This is a genomic window from Streptomyces cahuitamycinicus, assembly GCF_002891435.1.
Taxonomy (GTDB): domain Bacteria; phylum Actinomycetota; class Actinomycetes; order Streptomycetales; family Streptomycetaceae; genus Streptomyces; species Streptomyces cahuitamycinicus.
Genome location: NZ_POUC01000231.1, coordinates 1 through 12,520, shown reverse-complemented (window position 1 = coordinate 12,520; position 12,520 = coordinate 1). Strand labels below are relative to the sequence as shown.

Below are 12,520 nucleotides of genomic sequence, written 5' to 3'. Positions count from 1 at the left end.
TGAAGGGCTGGAAGATCCTCCGCGACTGCCGGCTGAAGGGCGACGGCGTCCACCACGCCATGCTCGGGATCGCCCGCCTGCACAACCTCGTCCTCGGCGGGTGACGCAGAAACCAGCAGGCCACCAGACACATCACAGATCATTTACGGGACAGCCCTTAGCCTCGATCTTGCACGACGGTCCGCCGACGGAGTCGGTGGGTCGTTTCGCTTTCGGTGGCTGATGGCGGGCATTCCGAGGGCCCGAGTGTCGCCTCGGGTGGGCGCCGGGTTCCACTGCTCCGGGCTGGGTCCTCTTGTCGTAGGGACAGGCGGACCCGCTGGTCAGCCGGGGTTGGGCAGGAGCGCAAGCCGTTCGAGTGCGGCGGTGATCTCGCCGGTTCAGGGCCAGTGGCGGGCGAGTCGGAGGATGCGGCGCCGGCCGGTGGCGACGAGCTGGCCGGCCGCGGAGAACAGGCGCAACCGCAGCCTGCGGGGCTCGAAGAGGCGGGCCTGGCCGGTCAGGGCGAGCATGGGCATTCAGGCCAGCAGGTCGAGGGCGATCTGGACGATCTCCACCCAGACCTTGTTCTGGGCGGTGTGGTGCAGGGGCAGGTTGCGCAGTCCGGTCGCGCGGGCGGCCCGGATACGGTCCTCGGCCCGGGCCCGCAGGCGGTGGCGGAGCTCGAGCTCGGCGATCGGCCGGTGGGGGGTGTTGGTGGCGAAGCAGGTGATCCGCATGCCGTCCGCGTCGGTGATCCTCAACTGTGCACCGGGATGGGGTCGTTCCTTGCGGATGATCAGCCGCATCCCTTTCGGCCAGCCGGTGAGGACATCGCCGGTGAGTTCGGCGACCCAGGCGCCGTCGCGGATCTCGCCGTCCGTTTCGATGGCCGGGGTCCAGGCCGGTGCAGGGATCTTGAGGACGTGGCTGTGGGTGGTCTCGGTGATCACCATTCCGACCGAGTAGGACAGCCAGCGTCCTTGCTTCGCGAGCCAGGACACGAAGTCGTGGGTGCCGCGGCGGAATCGCAGCGGATCAGGGTCTGCCGCCCGCGCCGGTACTTCTTCGGCAGCTGGGCCAGGGCGAGGCGGGCGGTGGTGATGTGGTCGGCGGCCGTGTTCGAGCCCGCGTTCCCCGGTCTGAGCAGGGCGGCGACCGGCTCTCCGGTTCCGCGGGCCGTGGTCGGCGAAAGCCGTCAGCGGGTGATGGCCGTAGGTCTTCTTCCAGGTCGCGGCCGCGTCCTGTTTGTCGGAGTGCGCGATCACCAGGACGCCGTCGAGGTCGACCGTGACCTGCCCGTCGGCGTCCGGGGCATTCTCCCCCGGCCAACGACCAGACCCGCTGCCGGACTTCGGACCGTGCGGACCGGATGGCCTGCAGGACCTTCTCGCCGGAGGCGGCGAGGGTGTCGATGAGGCGGGAGACGGTCGGGTCGGAGGCGACCGGGCCGAAGACGGCCGGCTCGCACCGCAGCGTCGCGACGTCCGCGAGGCAGTCCCCGCCCAGTGCGACCGCCAGGGCGACGTCCAGCAGGACCTTGCCCGGGTCGTGGACGGCCCGCGGTTTGCGCCACGGCGCCAGCACCTGCGATATCGCTTGATCCAGACCGGTCTTGCGGACTGTTTCGACCAGTAGGACCGATCCGGCCTGGGAGACCACGGCTCGGCCGTCATCCCGGACACGGACATGGGGGTAGGATCCGGTAGGCTGCTTCACCTGGAAAGTGCCTCCGACAGGAGCGGGAACAAGGACCTCAGCAATCCTCATTCTCGCTGGTCAGAGGCACTTCTCGCTTACCTGACCGCCTGTCGGACAGCCTGCTTCATCAAAGCGCGAGGCTAGAAGTGAACGAAGCCAGAGTGCTGGTCGGGGCCCGACCGCCCCCGGCACCGGTTCTGCCCCCGACGCCCTTTTGTACACTCGCTGTGCTGGATGCCAGGTCAAGGGGCTGCGTGCAGACCTGACAGTTTGGGCGGGGAAAGGTGAGCGCATTGCACAGACGGCCTCGAACAGCACGATCGGTTTATCCGGTCTCCGGACGGATGGCCACATGACCGTTCTCCGACACTCCGTGACCGTCCTTGCCCTGGGACCCGACCGGCTCCAGGAACTCACCAAGCTGATCTTGGATTTCACCGAATCCACCCAGGGCCGCGGACAGGAGGTCGTACTGGATAACGGGCAGCCGGTCGCGGACGTGCGACTGGTCAAGGGGCGGCACTTGCGGCCCGGCGCGCGGTACGAGCTCTCGGAAGCCGACTCCACGGACCAGGTGACTGTGCGCATACGTGAATGGCGGCGCAGCAACGCGATCGCCGTGGAACAGCTGCTGGTCTCGGACGATTTGACGGTGTGGACGGTTCTGCGACTGAGCGCCCCCGACCGACCGCGGCTGCTGGAGGCCGAAGGACGGGTGCGGGGCCCAGAAGGATCGGGAGCGCTGCGCCGGGGGTCAGGAAAGGCGCGGCTCGACCTGACCGCGTGGTGGGCGGCGGTCGACCTTGCGCCCCGGGGCCGGTCGGCGGTTCGTGCCCCGGCGACGGCACGGCTGAGACACCGGCTGTTCGAGGCGCGGCTGTATCTGCGACCGCGGATGACGGATGGCGGCCGGTGGCAGGTAGACGTCGCAGTCACCGTGCGCGGACGGTCGCTGTTTCGGCCGGTCGCCGCTTTCGCCCTGATGGTGGCCTGGCGCCCGGTGCGACGGGGTTTCCATTCCGCGGTGGAGAAGGCAGCCGACGGATGGAACCGGGCGATCGGCGATCTGCTGGCGCTCGGCCCGGACGACCTCCGAGCCGAGTTGGCGAGGCAGGCCACCGAGCGGCCCCCGGAGGAGCCGATGGATGCCCCCGCCTCCTGACCGCCCGTAAGTCGGCTAACCGCGGCACAAGCGACGACCGCCGGCCCCGCGCCAGGAGAGGCTCGCTGATCAGCCACCGCTGCAGACCCGCAAGCTCCACAAACCGCGGAGCAGCCCCAGTCGATGCGCTGGTCCTGACAGTAGGACAGATACAGCGCCACCCGACCCGCATAGGCACGCTCGGTGTTCGCCGAACAGCCCCGGGACCGCAGTGAGGCCAGGTAGACGGTGGCCTGCGGATGCAGAACGTAGGTATCGGCATCGACTACCACCCACTGCTTGGCACCGGATGCCGGAGAGACCAACCGCTCCGCGAGGAAGTGAGACACGTGCCGAACGTAGCTACCAGCCCGAACACCGGTGTTGGCCTTCCCCGAACACCCCTCCCCCGCAGGTCGGAGCGCGTACCCCACGTGCCCCACACCCTGGACGACCCCAGATAAACAGAGACCCCGCAGCCAGCGCCCTAGTTGTATTGCCCTGAGTGGACGTTAAGCCCGATCTCCCCTGGTTCGTGGTCGCTCGATCGTGGTACCGATGGCCGCGCGGGCTATGGAATGAGCCCCATGTTGAGATGCGAGGCATGGAGAGAAAGCCGTACCCCAGCGACTTGTCGGCGTGCAGTGGGCGTTGATCGAACCGATGATCACGGCTTGGAAGCAGGCGAGGGTCGCGCGGTCAGCGACCGGTGATCCCGGGGCCTGCGATCTGCGGGAGGTCGTGAACGCGATCTTCTACCAGAACCGGACGGGCTGCCAGTGGCGCTACCTGCCCCATGACCTTCCCGCCTGGTCGACGGTGTTCTACTACTTCACGCTGTGGCGTCAGGACGGCCTTGACCAGCGGATCTCCGAACTCCTGCGCTGCCAGGTCCGGGAGAGAGCACGACGATTAGAGGACCCGTCCCTCGTGACCATCGACACCCAGTCCGTGCGCGCGGCCGCAGGTGTCCCGAAGACCACGACGGGGCTGGACGCCAACAAGAAGGTGGCCGCAAGCGGGGACTGGCCGTCGACGTGCTGGGGCTGTTCATCGGCGTCGTGGTGCTGGCCGCATCCGCCCACGACAACGCCGCCGGCACCGCTCTGCTCGACCAGGCCGCCGAGCGGTGCGGGATGCGTCTGGAGAAGGCTCTGGTGGATCAGGGCTTCAAGGATGAGGTCCTCATCCACGGTGCCCTGCTGGACATTGACGTCGAAGTCGTCCGCCGCAACCCGGCTGACCAGGGCAAAGGCTTCGTTCCGCAACCGAAGAGGTGGATCGTGGAACAGGTCAACGGCACGTTGATGCTGCACCGCCGACTGGCCCGCGAGTACGATCACCGGCCCGACACCTCCGCCTCGCGCGTCCACTGGGCCTCGATCGCGAACATGACCCGCCGCCTCACCACACCCGCTCCGTCCTGGCGCGACGACCTCGGGCTGGCCGCGTGAACGTCATCGAACTCCTGGCCGACCTCCAGGCCCAGCATGACGAGACCGCAGCTCGGGCCGACGAACTGCGCGACCAGATTCAGCACTTGACCGCCTCCCTGGCCGAGACCGAAGCGCGACTCGCGGACCTGGCCACCACCCAGAAGGTCATCGCCGACCTCGCACCGGCTTCACCCGCGCCACCCGAGACGAACACCGCCTACCAGGCCATCGTGAACACCTTCAACCAGCATCCCGACCAAGAGTTCCGAGCCCGTGAGCTGCACGAACTCCTCGGCATGCCCACCGACGAGGCATCCCGTCAACATCACCCGCAGCCGCCTCGGACGCCTCACCCGCCAAGGCTTCCTCACCCAACCCGGACGTGGCCGCTACCAGCGGCCGATGATGCACGGCTGGTGGGACAAGCAGTCCACGGCCGAGCACAAGTACCTGTCCTGGATCGGCACGTGGGGCTGCATCAACGACGCCCGGATCGTTCTGACCGAACGCGTCGACGACGGCGAGCAGATGATGGCCAGCTGGCCGGAGGACTCGTAGGTCAGTCGGCCACGAGGTCCGGGTGGCGCGCGGCCTTCTTCACGTCCACCTCAACCTGGTGGCGTGGCGTTCCCTGCTCCTTCGCGTGATCCGTGACCGCGACCTGGACGTCGTCGGCGCGGTCGCGCCAGGCCTGCCACGCGGCTTCCCACGAGGCCCGCTGCTCGTCGGTCCACTCGGTCTGGGTGGGCGGACCGTACTGGTCCTGGAGCTGCTCGACGGCGGTGTACGCCTTATCGGCGGCGCGCTGCATCAGCACGAATTCTTCGAAAGTGTGTGCCCCGAGCAGGCATCTTAAGGGGCGCCTTCCACCCGGCGGAGTCATCCTCGCGGGGACTTGAGGTGACGGGCGGGCGGCCGTTCGTTTGGGTCACGGGATCGTTGGCTTGGGTGTGCCGCTGCCTGGTGTGCAGCGGGCACGGATCGATCGGCCTTCCGCCTTGGCCATCGAGCGGGTGGCGGGTGGCGCGGCATGTGGTGCGGTACCGGGTGGTGTCGGAGCGGGTGTTCGCGGCGACGCGTCTTGTCGAAACCAGTGGGCCGGCCGCCGCGACTGCCGCGGCGCTTTCGGTTGGCCCGCTGGTTGCCCGGTTCGGGGATGGTGTGTGTGATCTGCCGTCGGCGCAGGTAGCGGCGGTTACGGTGCGAGGAGTAGGCGCACCACCATCCATCGGTGCGCACCACCCACTCGGTGGGTGGTGCGTATCGGGTGCGGTCGGTGCGGTGGAGCGGGCCGGGTGGAGGCGGCGCGTTTCTCCTTGACCTGAGCGGAGGTCAAGGAGAAATGCGGCGGGTGCGCACCGGTTGGAGGCGCGGCCATCGCCCCATCGAAGTCACCCACCCCCCCCCCACGACGTCGTCCACTCCCAGCCGGTGGCCTCCACTCAGTGGAGTGGAGGCCGGACACCGCCGGTGCGCACCGACCACCCGCATCGAGTCGGCGCGGGGCCCGATTCTTGGGGGCGCGTTCTAGTAGGACTCCGTTAGGTCTGTCTCGATCTTGATGTCGTGGGTGGTCTGCTGGGCAGGGATTGTTGGCAGGTGGTGCAGATGCCGGTCCAGCACCTCAGGATGTCCTGGAGGGCGTCGAGGATCTGGTAGAGGGTGAGGGCGGTCCAGGTGCTTTTGGGGCCAGCCGCTGTTCGGTAAGGAACGCGTGGGCGGCGGTGACGAGGGTGGCGTGGTGGTGCCAGCCGGGCCAGGACCGGCCTTCGAAGTGGTCCAGGCCGAGGCCATGCTTGAGTTCGCGGTAGTCGTGCTCGATGCGCCAGCGGACCTTGGCAAGACGGACCAGGTCGGCGATCGGGGTGTCGTCCGGCAGGCTGGACAGCCAGAAATCGGTGGGCGCTTCGGCGCCTTGGGGCCATTCGACCAGCAGCCAGCAGTCGGGCAGCACCCCGTCCCACCAGCCCTGCCCGGCCGAGGCGGCGGCCCGGACCGGACGCTCGACGGCCTTGCCGGCCGGGCGGACACGCACGGCGGCGAAGCGGGACCGTAACGCTGGTCCTTGCGCGGCACCGAGGCGAACACATCAGCCACGTACAACGCCAACTTCGCCCGGACACGCTTCACTTCATGTGCGTCCATCCATCCAACATGCCCAGGAACAGGCCGAACAGAAAGACCTAACGGAGTCCTACTAGAAGGCGAGCGCGGTGGCGGCGTCGGCGACCGCGACGTCGACGACGAGCAGGCCCGGCTCACTCACGTGCGCCTCGTGGATCGGATCCATGTACGCACTACGCCCGGTCACCCCGGGAGAGTTCCGCCGCTGCCGTGTCTTCACCCGACCGAGTGGCAGGCCATCAGGTGCTGTCGCCGCACCAGCCCCAGCGGGCCGGATCGCCGGGCGCGGGTGCAAGCCGTGCTTCTTCAGTTCCAGGATTTCGGTGACCTCGTCGAGCGTCCACAGCCCGCCGACCAGCACCATGATCGCGTCGGCGCGCGCCAACAGCTCGGCTTTGCGGGTGGCCAGGTCCGGGCTTATCACGATCTCGTCGGCGCCCTGATACACGGTGTGGGCGAGCAGCTCGACCGATATCCCCACCAGCCTGCCGCCGGCTCGTACGTGCGGCGACGTGCAGCGGGGTCGCGCTCGGCGACGTGCCGGGCGTATCTCTCCAGGGAGCGGACGGAGGCGTGGCGGGAGCGGGCCAGCAGCATCGGGGGGTCGAGGTGCCGTCCTCGGCGTCGTGTGTCAGAGCGCTGTACCGGAGCCGGTGCAGGGTCCAGCCGTCCAAGTCCTCAATGTCCTCGGGTGAGGCGAGCGGGTTGGCCAGCAGCCGGGTGTTCTCCTCGAAGATTTCTTCAGCTCGGCGGTAGGAGAGCCGGCCCCGACCGGTCTCCGGGCACACGTCCAGCGTCGGCGTTCCGGCCGGGGCTTTGCGGTCGGTGAGGAACAGCGGGCCGCGGGTGCGGCGGGCGATGAGTCGGGGCAGGAGCTGGACGGTGCCGGACTGCCAGTGAATCCACTCGGTTGCTCCGCCCTTGGCGGTGATCTTCCCGCGCTTGTCCTGCGGGTACAGGTCTTCCACATTGAGGCACAGCACCTCGTCGGCCCGTGCGGCGGACTCGTAGAGCATCTTCCACTGCGTCTTCTCCCGCAGTGCGACGTCGAGGCGCCACAGGGCGGCGATCTGGTTCTCCGCGAGAGCCTTGGTGCGGTCGGGCGGTGTCGGCCGCCGCTCGATGCCGATCGTGGGATCGCCTTCGATCCAGCCTTGGCGCTGCCACCAGCCGATCGCTTTGCGGGCGATGGACAGTTCACGGTTGACGGTGTCGGCGTCCATCTCGTCCGCCCGCGCGGCGGCCAGCTCGGCCAAGACTTCCGGCAGCGCCGGGTCGTCGATCGAGGTGATGGGGAAGACGGGCGGTTTCGCGCCTCGTCGGGCGGGCCCGGTCGGCGCGGGTTCTCCGGTGAGTATCCATCCCCACGTCGTCAGCGAGATCCGGTAGATCCGGGCGGAGGACTTCGCGATGCCCGCGCCGGTGAGGTAGCGCTCGACCGCCGCAGTGTACGACGCGGGCGGGGCGGACAGGGGCACGACCCGGGCTCGCGGCAACCTGAGCGCGCCCCCGCTCCCGAGTTCGGTCACCGGTTCGATCGCCATGCTCGACCCCCTCCGGCACTGCCGCAGTAAACGCGTGCACCTCGCCCCGGCGGCCGGAATGGTCCGCCGCAGGTCGTGATGATCACGATAGAGGCTCCGCCGCAGTAAATCCGGTATTTACTGCGGTAGTTCTTCCGGTTTCCGCTGGGCGGCTGCGGTGAGCTGGGCGGCCAGATTCTTGAGCGCCTGCCGCAGTTCGTCGGGATGGTTGATGGTGAAGGGCCACTCCAGGGAGGCGAGCATGTGGGCCATGCCGTCCAGCCGTTCTGCCCGTGCGTGCATGAGAACGCCGGTGGGCTGGGCGGTGAGGGTCACCGCTGAGCGAGGCAGCCGGCGAGCGATCTCATCGAGGGGGCCATGGATCGTCACCTCGACCTGCCAGCGGTAGGGCCCCTGAGCGAGGGTCGAGGTCAGGTGGGCGACGGGGTCGAAGCCGTCGGGTGCGGTGAAGCTGTCGGCTCGGGGGGTGACGGAGGCGATGCGGTCGATGCGGAAGGTGCGCAAGCTGTCGCGGAGGTGGTCGTGGCCGACGACGTACCAGCGGCCGGTGTGGAAGACCACGCCGTAGGGGTCGATGTCGCGTTCGGTGTGTTCCTGGCGCCAGGACTGGTGGCTGATGGCGACGGTCGTGCGGGCGCGGGATGCCTGGGCCAGGGCCAGCAGGACGCCGGTTCCGGGTGCCTGCCCGATTACGGCGTTGGCGGTGAAGGACAGGGTCTCCCACATGGCGGCGAGCGGTTCTCGCAGGGCGTGCGGGAGCACCCGCTCGATCTTGGCCAAGGCACCGGCACTGGCCGGCGCGGCGGTGCCCATGCCCAGACGTTCTGCCGCGAGCAGGCCAAGGACGACGGCGAGGGCCTCGTCATTGGTGAGGACCAGAGGTGGCATGCGATAGCCGCGGGCCAGTCGATAGCCGCCGTAGCGGCCGCGTTCGGCCTCCACAGGGATGCCCAAGTCGCGTAGGTGGGCCGTGTAACGGCGCACGGTGCGGACGTCGGTGTCCAGGCGGTCGGCCAGCTCCGTCCCGGTGAGCCGGGCGTTGGACTGGAGGAGTTCCAGCAGGGTCAGCACACGGGTGAGGGGATGCGACATGATCACTCGGCATTTCAGGGCGGATTCTGTCCTGTATCGACTTTACGCTCCCCGCAGCACCTCACTTCTGGGAGATCACATGGCCACCTTCGTACTCGTTCCCGGCGCATGGCTCGGGGCATGGGCCTGGGAAGACACCGCCCGCGCTCTGCAGGAGCGCGGCCACACGGCGCTGCCGCTGACACTGACCGGCCTGGCCGAGCACGCAGACCAGGGCGGACCCCAGACGGACCTGGACACGCACATCGCGGACATCACGGGATTCGTCGAGCGGAACGATCTGCGCGACGTCACGCTGGTCGCCCACAGCTACGCGGCTGCCCCGGTAACCGGGGCAGCCGGACGTCTCGGCGACCGCCTGGAGCGCGTGATCTACGTGGACAGCGCCCCGTTCGCCGCAGGCATGTGCATGCTTGAGCTCATGCCACCGCAGGCGGCGGACCAGCTGCGCCAGCAGGTCGACGCTTCCGGCGACGGGTGGCGGCTACCGATGCCGCCCTTTGAGGTCCTGGGCTTGTCCAGCAGCCTCGACGGGCTCGATGAGGGTCAGCGGAACGCTCTGCGCACGCGTGCCACCCCTCAGCCGTTCGGCACTTTCACCCAGCGTCTCGCCAGCCCGGCCGAGCCCGGTCCCGGTGGGGACCGTGTCCTGATCGCCTGCCGTGACTTCACGGGGCTGCTGGATGCCAGGGTGCCGATGCTGGCCTACCTGAACCAGCCGCCGTGGCGGCGCTTCGACCTGCCCACCGGGCACTGGCCGATGCTGTCCGCGCCCGCCGAACTCGCCCGCGTCCTCGACAAGGCCGTCTCCTGACCGCGCCGGCCGAGAGGCACAACCCGACGCCTGACCACGAGAGCATCCGCAGTCTGCGGGCCTGTGCTCAGGCCCTGGCCGGCGGAGCACGCGAGGCCTCTGCCGTGACGGTCGTCCGACGGGTCTTCGCCATCCAGGCCCAGGACGCCACGGCCGCCGACCTGGGCATCCGGGTACGCGGCCGGGACATCACCGCCCAGGCCATCCGCACGGCATACGAGAAAGAGCGGAGCATCGTCCGCAACTGGTACTTGCGCGGCACCCTGCACACCATCCCCAGCAACGACGCCCGCTGGGTGTTGCAGTTGCTGTCCCCGCGCATCCTTGCCGCAACCAGCCGCCGCTACCAGCAGCTGGGCCTGGGCGATGATCTGCGCCAGCGAGCCGACCATCTCATCCGCCGTGCTCTTGCCGCGCACGGCCCCCTCACCCGGGCCGAGCTGACCGAGCGCCTTACGACCCTCGGTATTCCGCCGGACGGGCAGGCGCCGTTCTACCTGATCCGCCACGCAGCACTCACCGGCATCCTCTGCCATGGTCCGCAGCGCGCCGCTGAGGCCACGTATGTGCTGCTCGACGACTGGCTGCCCTCCACCGGGCGCTTCCGGTGGGAGGGCGACGATGCTCTCGCCGAGCTGGCCCGCCGGTACCTGGCCGCGCACGCCCCCGCCACCTTGGAGGACTTCGCCGCCTGGTCCGGACTGCCGATCACCTGGGCCCGCAGGGCCTGGAAAATGCTGGCGGAATCCGGCGTGATCACCGAGTACGGCGCATTGACCATGCTCGCCAGGCGGGTGAAAGAACTCCCACGCTCGTCTGACACCCCGGACGTTCGCATGCTGCCCGCCTACGACAACTACCTGTTCGGCTACCGCACCCGCGAGGCGTCCGTCCCCGCTCTCCACCAGACCCGCGTCTGGCCAGGAGGCGGCCTCATCCGCCCCACCGTCATCGCCGACGGCCTGGCCATCGCCACCTGGACCCGTGGCCCCGGCTCGCGCTCCATCCAGGTGGATGCGTTCGAACCTGTCCCGCCTCAGATCGAGCAGGGTATCGACATGGATAAGGAGGCCGTCGTCGGCTTCCTACGGCCCACCACATAGCCGATCCGCATCCCGATCCAAAAAGGGCCGCATAGGCGAGAACGTTGGGTCAAGCGGCCTGACCGAGGCCGGCGGCGATCAGACCCTGCTCACGGAGCGGGGTGAAGTCGACGTCAAGCTTCGGGTCGTACGCTTCCGGCTGGATGCCGAGTTCGTGGGTGCTGTACTCGCCGAACCGGTTGATGTGTTCGGTCAGGCACGGCGAGATGTGCGCCAGGTCTTCCGGGTCGATCTCCCATCCCTCCTCCAGCAGCTGGCGGACGATCTCCGCGATGTCCAGGGCGTTGTGCCGAGATCCCCCCTACCATCCGAGGTCCTCGACCACTCACAGGTCGTCTACTCCCAGCGCCTCGACATCCCGCGCGAACCCCGGCAACCCCTGCGGAGCCCAGTCGCGGTCGTACAGGGACTGTAAAACGTTCGGTGTAACTCCCGATCATGGAAGATGCACCGATGACAAGCAACAACGTGACCGAGGCCGAGTCCGTCGAGCCGTCTGAGGCGGCGCCTGCGAAGTCTGTGGACGACCAGCTGATCGACGAGCTGGTGGGCCGGGCTCAGGCCGAGGGCCTTCAGACCCGTCGTACATCACACCGATTCGAACGTTCGGCACGTGCTGAAACCTATGCCCAGTGCTGGTGAGTGATCAACGCTCCGGTCAAGCGTTCAGGGCGTCGGCACCGGTGGTCGCCGAAGTGCGGGGCACGTACCGCTTTTTCGTAGGGCAGGGTATGTCCAGCGCCAGAATCGCGGTCCCGTGCAGCCATGTTTCTTCGATGTCTCGCAGTAGGAGGACGCCGAGGCGTCGGCCGACACGTTGGGGTGTTCGCTCGGGGTTCGTTGCGCGCTCTGTGTGACGTATGCCTCGCTCCTTGGGCGGTTTTCCCGGCGTACTGCTGTAACGGTCGCCTGACCGGGACCACTACTCGATGACAGAACACACCAGGAGGGACAGGAGGTGCGGCAGTGCCCGACGACGACGCGGATCGTTTCACCGCTATGTACGACGGCTGCCGGCAACGCGTGTGGGCCTACGTGGTCAGCCGCGCGGGACGGCAGGTCGCCGACGAGGTGGTGAGCGAGACGTTCACCGTGGCCTGGCGCAGGCTGGACGACATACCGGAGCAGCCGCTGCCATGGCTGCTCGGGGTCGCCCGCAACATCCTGCGGGACAGCATCCGCGCGGAGGCCAGGCGCGCGATGCTCGCCGCCGAGCTGGGCGCCTGGACGGGCCAGGCCGAGGCGGACATCGCCGAGGACGTGTCCGAGCGCAGCGCGCTGCTCAAGGCGCTGGCCACGCTGCCAGAGGACGATCGCGAACTGCTCATCCTCTCCGCGTGGCAGGGACTGACCCCGGCGGAGGCGGCCCGCGTGGTCGGCTGCTCGCCCATCACGCTGCGGGTCCGCCTGCACCGGGCGCGTGTGCGCCTCAAGCAGGCCGCGTCGGCCTCCCCGCTCATGCAGGAGGCCGCAACCGCGCGGCGCGTGTCCGCCCGAGCCCGGATCACCGTAGGAAAGGAAGCTCGGTGAAGAACGACGTCTTGCAGCGCCTGGCCGCCGCCCGCCCCGCCCACCTCGACCCCGAC

The 12,520-nt window shown here is 68.7% G+C and carries 9 protein-coding genes and 7 pseudogenes; 8 read left to right on the top strand and 8 right to left on the bottom strand.

Features of this window, described 5'->3' with window-relative positions; genetic code table 11:
* Window positions 1-104 (top strand): annotated as a pseudogene (locus C1J00_RS26665) (IS5/IS1182 family transposase); the annotation flags it as partial.
* 276 nt (window positions 105-380) lie between these two features.
* Here the strand turns inward: C1J00_RS26665 and C1J00_RS26660 are convergent.
* Window positions 381-1,698: pseudogene (locus C1J00_RS26660) on the bottom strand (IS1380 family transposase).
* Between the two features lie 334 nt (window positions 1,699-2,032).
* Between C1J00_RS26660 and C1J00_RS26655 the strand changes: the two are divergent.
* From C1J00_RS26655 to C1J00_RS47050, 3 genes and pseudogenes are all read left to right on the top strand, one after another.
* On the top strand, window positions 2,033-2,842 hold the full coding sequence (locus C1J00_RS26655; RefSeq protein WP_102911567.1) for a hypothetical protein: 810 nt from the start codon (window positions 2,033-2,035) through the stop codon (window positions 2,840-2,842).
* A 583-nt stretch (window positions 2,843-3,425) separates the two neighbouring features.
* A pseudogene (locus C1J00_RS47960) lies at window positions 3,426-4,275 on the top strand (IS5 family transposase).
* A gap of 255 nt (window positions 4,276-4,530) precedes the next feature.
* Window positions 4,531-4,815 carry a hypothetical protein gene (locus C1J00_RS47050; protein ID WP_245936514.1) on the top strand — a complete coding sequence of 95 codons (285 nt, stop codon included), beginning with the start codon at window positions 4,531-4,533 and terminating at the stop codon, window positions 4,813-4,815.
* Window position 4,816: 1 nt separating this feature from the next.
* Here C1J00_RS47050 and C1J00_RS26640 read toward each other — a convergent pair whose 3' ends face one another.
* From C1J00_RS26640 to C1J00_RS26610, 6 genes and pseudogenes are all read right to left on the bottom strand, one after another.
* Window positions 4,817-5,068 (bottom strand): hypothetical protein, encoded by a 252-nt coding sequence (locus C1J00_RS26640; RefSeq protein ID WP_245936515.1) that lies wholly within the window; start codon window positions 5,066-5,068, stop codon window positions 4,817-4,819.
* A 254-nt stretch (window positions 5,069-5,322) separates the two neighbouring features.
* Window positions 5,323-5,472: pseudogene (locus tag C1J00_RS26635) on the bottom strand (IS5/IS1182 family transposase); the annotation flags it as partial.
* A 409-nt stretch (window positions 5,473-5,881) separates the two neighbouring features.
* Window positions 5,882-6,328 (bottom strand): annotated as a pseudogene (locus C1J00_RS26630) (transposase); the annotation flags it as partial.
* A 126-nt stretch (window positions 6,329-6,454) separates the two neighbouring features.
* Entirely contained in the window at window positions 6,455-6,568 is a 114-nt protein-coding gene (locus C1J00_RS47045) for a DUF6207 family protein (protein WP_245936513.1), read from the bottom strand.
* 69 nt (window positions 6,569-6,637) lie between these two features.
* Window positions 6,638-6,877: pseudogene (locus C1J00_RS48580) on the bottom strand (LOG family protein); the annotation flags it as partial.
* Between the two features lie 1,165 nt (window positions 6,878-8,042).
* On the bottom strand, window positions 8,043-9,017 hold the full coding sequence (locus tag C1J00_RS26610) for a helix-turn-helix transcriptional regulator (protein ID WP_102911571.1): 975 nt from the start codon (window positions 9,015-9,017) through the stop codon (window positions 8,043-8,045).
* Window positions 9,018-9,096: 79 nt separating this feature from the next.
* On the opposite strand from C1J00_RS26610, the gene C1J00_RS26605 reads away from it, so the two are divergent.
* Window positions 9,097-9,831 (top strand): alpha/beta fold hydrolase, encoded by a 735-nt coding sequence (locus C1J00_RS26605; RefSeq protein ID WP_102911564.1) that lies wholly within the window; start codon window positions 9,097-9,099, stop codon window positions 9,829-9,831.
* A 104-nt stretch (window positions 9,832-9,935) separates the two neighbouring features.
* Window positions 9,936-10,934 (top strand): winged helix DNA-binding domain-containing protein, encoded by a 999-nt coding sequence (locus C1J00_RS26600; protein ID WP_245936512.1) that lies wholly within the window; start codon window positions 9,936-9,938, stop codon window positions 10,932-10,934.
* Window positions 10,935-10,983: 49 nt separating this feature from the next.
* Here C1J00_RS26600 and C1J00_RS48115 read toward each other — a convergent pair whose 3' ends face one another.
* A complete protein-coding gene (locus C1J00_RS48115; RefSeq protein ID WP_102911569.1) occupies window positions 10,984-11,214 on the bottom strand; it encodes a Tn3 family transposase in 231 nt (76 codons plus the stop codon).
* Window positions 11,215-11,387: 173 nt separating this feature from the next.
* On the opposite strand from C1J00_RS48115, the pseudogene C1J00_RS26585 reads away from it, so the two are divergent.
* Both C1J00_RS26585 and C1J00_RS26580 read left to right on the top strand, forming a co-directional pair.
* Window positions 11,388-11,510, top strand: a pseudogene (locus tag C1J00_RS26585) (transposase); the annotation flags it as partial.
* Between the two features lie 423 nt (window positions 11,511-11,933).
* Complete coding sequence (locus C1J00_RS26580) at window positions 11,934-12,464, top strand: RNA polymerase sigma factor (protein WP_102911568.1); 531 nt, start codon at window positions 11,934-11,936, stop codon at window positions 12,462-12,464.
* Window positions 12,465-12,520 lie beyond the last annotated feature (56 nt).

Excerpts from the sequence above, each read along its gene's own strand:
- C1J00_RS26640 (WP_245936515.1), bottom strand. The coding sequence starts at position 5,068 with ATGCAGCGCGCCGCCGATAAGGCGTACACCGCCGTCGAGCAGCTCCAG.
- C1J00_RS26605 (WP_102911564.1), top strand. The coding sequence starts at position 9,097 with ATGGCCACCTTCGTACTCGTTCCCGGCGCATGGCTCGGGGCATGGGCC.
- C1J00_RS26610 (WP_102911571.1), bottom strand. The coding sequence starts at position 9,017 with ATGTCGCATCCCCTCACCCGTGTGCTGACCCTGCTGGAACTCCTCCAG.
- C1J00_RS26580 (WP_102911568.1), top strand. The coding sequence starts at position 11,934 with ATGTACGACGGCTGCCGGCAACGCGTGTGGGCCTACGTGGTCAGCCGC.
- C1J00_RS26655 (WP_102911567.1), top strand. The coding sequence starts at position 2,033 with ATGACCGTTCTCCGACACTCCGTGACCGTCCTTGCCCTGGGACCCGAC.